Source organism: Desulfobulbaceae bacterium (assembly GCA_013792005.1).
In the GTDB taxonomy this organism is placed as follows: domain Bacteria; phylum Desulfobacterota; class Desulfobulbia; order Desulfobulbales; family VMSU01; genus VMSU01.
This window is the reverse complement of the sequence record VMSU01000009.1, coordinates 1-5,420: the sequence shown is the minus strand read 5'-3', so window position 1 is coordinate 5,420 and position 5,420 is coordinate 1. Positions and strand designations below refer to the sequence as shown.

The following is a 5,420-nucleotide window of genomic DNA, read 5'->3' as shown; positions in this document are numbered from 1 at the left end:
CCATTGGCAGGACCCAATCACCGTCAACTGTCAACCGTAAACCGACAACCTGAGCAGTTACGTTCCAGCAAACAAGAGGACCCGCAAAAAAAGAAGCCACCACGGGACTTATCCAGTTTACCCTGGTAAGGCAAGAGAAAACTTCCCGACACGAGTTCTTTTCGGCCCTTTTGGGGTTACATATTGACGAAATACAAAAAAAACGATTACCTTGATCGCAAAGTAACTACTCGGCGTATAATAGGGTAAAGATTTTTTTGGTCATAGGGTGGGCTCCGCCCACTCTGACATCATGAATCATCGGATGATGCATAACTGACCATGATTCTTTTAACCGTAAACCGATAACTGAAAACCGATAACCTAAGCAGTTACAAAAGTTCTTACATTAATGCCAACGAAGGTTGTTTCTTCCAAGCCTTCAGCCTAACACCCTTCAGCCTTATAATTAAGGGGGCTCCACAATGAAACTCGCAATCAGCGGCAAGGGCGGCGTCGGTAAGACCACAATCATAGCCCTTCTTGCCCACCACTTAAAAAAAACCTACTCGGAAGTTCTGGTTATTGATGCCGACCCAAGCCCACACATGGCCCAAACTCTGGGAATAGACAACCCGGAACGAATCACAGCCATCGCCGACATGAAGGATTTATTGCGCGACCGATCAGGAAGAGTTGATGGGTCACCATTTTACAACATCAACCCTGAGATCAACGATCTCCCGGATCGCTTCATGCTGGAAAAAGACGGGATCAAACTCATGGTCCTCGGCGCTATTCAGACAGGAGACAAGGGCTGTGCCTGTGCGGAAAATACCGTTTTAAAACGACTACTCACCAAACTATTGATCAAAGGAGATCAAGCGATACTTCTCGATATGGAGGCTGGTGTAGAACATCTGGGAAGAGGAACAATCGCCGGAGTCGATCACCTGCTAGTGGTAGTCATCCCCTCAAAATCCAGCATCCGCACCGCCCAGAAGATTCAAAAACTAGCCCACGATGTCCGCATCCCTAAGATCTCCTTTATAGGCAACAGCATCACAGACCTGGATGACGTAACCTTTATTGAATCGATGTTGAACGAACCATTGCTCGCCTCCTTTCCCGACTCTCCTGAGATCCGCGGATCAGAACGCCGCGGCACTCCAATCACCGACCTCGCTGACTCTCTAGCCATCCCACTCCAACAAATCCAGCAAGCGATACGCCAATAAGGCAGAACAGGCACACGACAGATGATAGCTATCGATTTCGGAGCAGGCCTTCTGACTGGACTATTAGTCAGCACAGCGCTCGGCTACGTTTTTTCTGCCGAGCGCCAAAAAACAGTCCGAGCCAAGACCGATGCGAATGAAGCCCTCTTCAGAGAGCGACTGTCCGGCAAGGAAGCCATCATCAATGACCTGATCAAACGTCACGACGCCCTTATCCTGCAATTAAATACGGCACGGGCCGGCGCCGAGGTGCAGACAGAATCAGTCACAGCCAGCCGGGAGCGAATCGCAGCCCTCGAAACCAAGCTGATTGAGCTATCCCGTCACGCAAAGGCCCAAGCCGACCTAATCACTCGCTCCCGCTCCGAGCTGACCGACACTTTCAAGGCCCTGGCCGCCGATATCATGCGAAACAACAACCAGGCCTTTCTCTCTTTAGCCAATGAATCCTTTGCCACGCTCCAGCGCCAGACCGAACACGAACTGGACAAACGAAACCAGTCAATCCAGGCGCTGTTCAAGCCGGTTCAGGAGACCCTGGTCAAAGTCGACCAGCAAATCCGCCAGGTGGAAAAAGATCGGATCGAATCTGCCAGCTCCCTGAACGAACAAATCAAACAGCTGACCGGCGCCCAACTGCGCCTGCAGAGCGAAACGGCAACCTTAAACCAGGCGCTACGCAACCCCACAGTGCGTGGCCGCTGGGGAGAAATCCAGCTCAAACGGGTTGTCGAATTGGCAGGAATGCTGGAATACTGTGATTTCTTTGAACAAAAATCCGTATCCGACAACAACGGGGGCAAACTGCGCCCCGATCTCATGATTCGATTACCCAACAACAAAGAGATCGTTGTCGACTCAAAAACTGTCCTCAGCGCCTATCTTGAAGCACAGGAGAGCTTTGACCCAGAATCACGCCTCCTCAAGCTAAAACAGCACGCTCGGCATGTCCGAACCCATATCAGCCAATTGGCGGCTAAAAGCTACTGGGAACAGTTCAAGAAGTCTCCGGAATTCGTCGTCCTTTTTCTCCCTGGAGAAAACTTCTTCAGCGCCGCCCTGGAACAGGATCCTGCACTCATTGAGTATGGTGTTGACCAACGGGTAATTATGGCCACACCCACCACCCTGATCGCTCTCCTGCGAGCGGTCTCTTACGGTTGGCGGCAAGAGCAGCTCACCAAAAACGCCCGGATGATCGGCGAACTGGGCAAGACCCTGCACTCCCGTCTTGGGGTACTCACCGGCCATTTCATTGAAATTCAAAAGGGACTGGACAAGACCGTACTTGCCTACAACAACGCCGTAGGCTCCTACGAAACCAGAGTTATGGTCGCAGCCCGAAAATTCACTGAACTCGACCCGCTGCTGACCACAAACACGACATCACCACCTATACTAGACCGATCTCCCCGTCCACCACTGGAGGGGTAATGTAATCGTAGTAACCGTAGATAACGTTGGGTTAGGCCGCAGGCCGTAACCCAACACTCATTCTGCAGAATCGGACAGTTCACATACAAAAAAAGCGTGCGCACCATCTATGTGGGACGCACGCTTTTCCTTACAATCACCCGTTACAGCAATCTTTATTTCGCCCCAAAATCACGGTTTATTCACCCAGACCCCCTCACCAGGTTTAACCGAAGAGAGGAGACCGAATCCCTTGGCCAGGGCGTAACTCTTGCCGCCATCCTTCTCTCCCGGCAAAAATACCGCCCACTTCCCGCCCTGCCAAGCCCACAGTGAAGTAATACCCTGACCGGCAGCCAGATCGGCCACAGACATGGCCTGATCACTTTTTAACCCCACCAGATTCCAGCCTCCAGTAAAAGAGAACTTCCCATAAACCGGGGTGCCGGGGATCACCACATTCAGCAAAGAACCACTGTTCACCCAGAATCCCTCTCCAGGATCAATACTGGAGAGCACCGTAAATCCTTTGCCTTTGGCATAGGCCCCCGGGGTTGTTTCACCAGGCAAATACACGGCCCATGACCCCTTGGCCCATTTCCAGACACTAGTCACTTTAGAGGAAGCGCCAAAAACAGTCGCCGCCTGGAATCCAATAGGAGAACTCAACAGACTCCAACCACTACCTACAGCAAGTGCAAACTCCTGCTGTGTCGGCGCAGGGGGGGTAGGAGGGGTAGGCAGAATTGTTGTGCTTGTCGTTGTCGCCGCTCCACTCACCGTTGTCGTCACTGGTGGTTTCGTGGTCACTGTTGTCGTAGATTTAATTGTCGTGCTCGTCGTTGTTGCTGCTCCCCCCACTGTTGTCGTCACTGGTGGTTTCGTGGTCACTGTTGTCGTAGATTTAATTGTCGTGCTCGTCGTTGTTGCTGCTCCCCCCACTGTTGTTGTCACTGGTGGTTTCGTGGTCACCGTAGTCGTAGGTTTAATTGTCGTGCTCGTCGTTATTGCTGCTCCACCCACCGTTGTCGTCACACTACTTGTCGCGACCCCACCACGAACGCACCGAACCTGCAGAGGAAAAAAGGCTGTACTTGCCACCCCTCCCTGGCTGAAATCGACATACCACGCAAGACCCATACTATGCACATCAGGCGTTGATGACCAATACTTAAATGACGCAACAGCTGATGAAAACGTAATGCGACTTGTTGAATTCCCTTTCTCGTAATCAACGAGGGTTGCCAATTCTTTAATTTCCGGCAAGCGCCAGTCGCCCTCTCCTGCCAAGGACAAATTCTCACAGTATGACAGAGCTTGCTGCCAGTCTTTCGGCTGCCCGTCCTCTTGCTGCCAGGTCAACCCATTGGCCCCATCTTTCACGGTGCCATTACCAGCAGCAACCCAAGGGCCACTGAATGCGGAATCACTTCCTCCCCGCACGCACATGACAGAAAATTCATTTTCCGCAGCTTCGGCATACACATAACCGTCCAGAAAATCTACACCCCAGACCCCTCCCCCACCGCTGGCAACAGGTGCTGATGTCCAATACAGAGCTGTTTGAATGTTAGCGAAAAATACCGAATCAATGGCCGGACTGTACTTCCCATAATGGACCAAAGACTGCAACTCCTGTGGAGTAGGTAGCCTCCAATCCGCATGACCAGCATACTTGGCCGTGTTCACAGCCTGAAGAAAAGCTTTGGTGTCTGTGCCGTTACCGCACACTCCGGGGATAGTAACATTTGCAGCCTGACTGGCATTACACCACGTGTAGGTATTATCCTTATCGTGCAGCCCTCCGTCATCGCTCTTAATCGCCCATACCAGACCAGTAACATTATCCCTGGTTGCAACCCAACCGGTAGCGAATGTCGCTGTCGCAGGGAGTGTGACATCATTTACCCCCAGCTTGGTATACGATTGCTCATTGATCCTGTATAAGGCATCTTGTCCGTAAAATGCCTCCCCGGCTTGCGGACATGGAGTGATGGCACCACTCTCTCCATAACACTGGGTTTGGCCCGTATCAGGCACCGCTGCTGCCCAAGCACTACCACCCCCTGGAAACAATACACACAGAAACATCATCCACACCATAATCACAATCCCAGACCATGTATTGCCTCTGCTCATTGTGCCACCTCCTCTCAATTGTCTTGACCATGCATGTAAGCTCAAGGTGTCAACCCCATACATGACGCACGACATATCATCTTTGGAAAAAGAAAAGTAATCAAAATTGTACCTATCCAACATAGCTGATGGATAAGCGGAACGCATCCACCTTTTATCTGCATAGCGAGAGATGATTGGGGATAAAAACAGATAATTCCCCGTCTCTTATAACAACCGGCTCTGGCTGGAATTATCCTTGCAAATGAAGTGCCTGACAAAAAAACTCTCAAGCCTTTCCAACAAAACTTACCTGAAAGACATGCCAATGTCCAGCTACCACGAGTGTTCCAGACAGTCGTGAGGGAAATAGCATAGCCTTGCTTTTGCTTCCCTGGTTATCGAATATCGCTTAACGGCTAAAAGTTTTTGAGAACCGGTCGCCAATTTTTTTTTAATTATTGCCACCAGGATTCAGCGCCATACCGGCCTTGGATAGAGATCAGCAATGCCGAACATCTTCTCACCATCTTTGATGGTCTCGCAAAAAGTCACGGGATGGCTAAGCAAAAGGGCCGATATACAAGGCGCAGTGTGCTTTTGCGAATGAGGCCACACATATGGTGTGCCGAATGAGCAAAAGTGCGCTGCAACGCAGTAGATCGGGCTTTT

Annotated in this window: 3 protein-coding genes; 2 read left to right on the top strand and 1 reads right to left on the bottom strand. The window is 51.0% G+C overall.

The window, feature by feature from the left end:
• The first annotated feature begins 464 nt into the window (after positions 1–464).
• Positions 465–1,217, top strand: coding sequence for an AAA family ATPase (locus tag FP815_00425; GenBank protein ID MBA3013405.1), 753 nt, complete (start codon positions 465–467; stop codon positions 1,215–1,217).
• A gap of 21 nt (positions 1,218–1,238) precedes the next feature.
• A complete protein-coding gene (gene rmuC / locus FP815_00420; protein ID MBA3013404.1) occupies positions 1,239–2,651 on the top strand; it encodes a DNA recombination protein RmuC in 1,413 nt (470 codons plus the stop codon).
• 171 nt (positions 2,652–2,822) lie between these two features.
• Here the strand turns inward: rmuC and FP815_00415 are convergent, their stop codons facing one another.
• On the bottom strand, positions 2,823–4,916 hold the full coding sequence (locus FP815_00415; protein MBA3013403.1) for a DUF1566 domain-containing protein: 2,094 nt from the start codon (positions 4,914–4,916) through the stop codon (positions 2,823–2,825).
• Positions 4,917–5,420 lie beyond the last annotated feature (504 nt).

Excerpts from the sequence above, each read along its gene's own strand:
- FP815_00425 (MBA3013405.1), top strand. The coding sequence starts at position 465 with ATGAAACTCGCAATCAGCGGCAAGGGCGGCGTCGGTAAGACCACAATC.
- rmuC (MBA3013404.1), top strand. The coding sequence starts at position 1,239 with ATGATAGCTATCGATTTCGGAGCAGGCCTTCTGACTGGACTATTAGTC.
- FP815_00415 (MBA3013403.1), bottom strand. The coding sequence starts at position 4,916 with ATGCGTTCCGCTTATCCATCAGCTATGTTGGATAGGTACAATTTTGAT.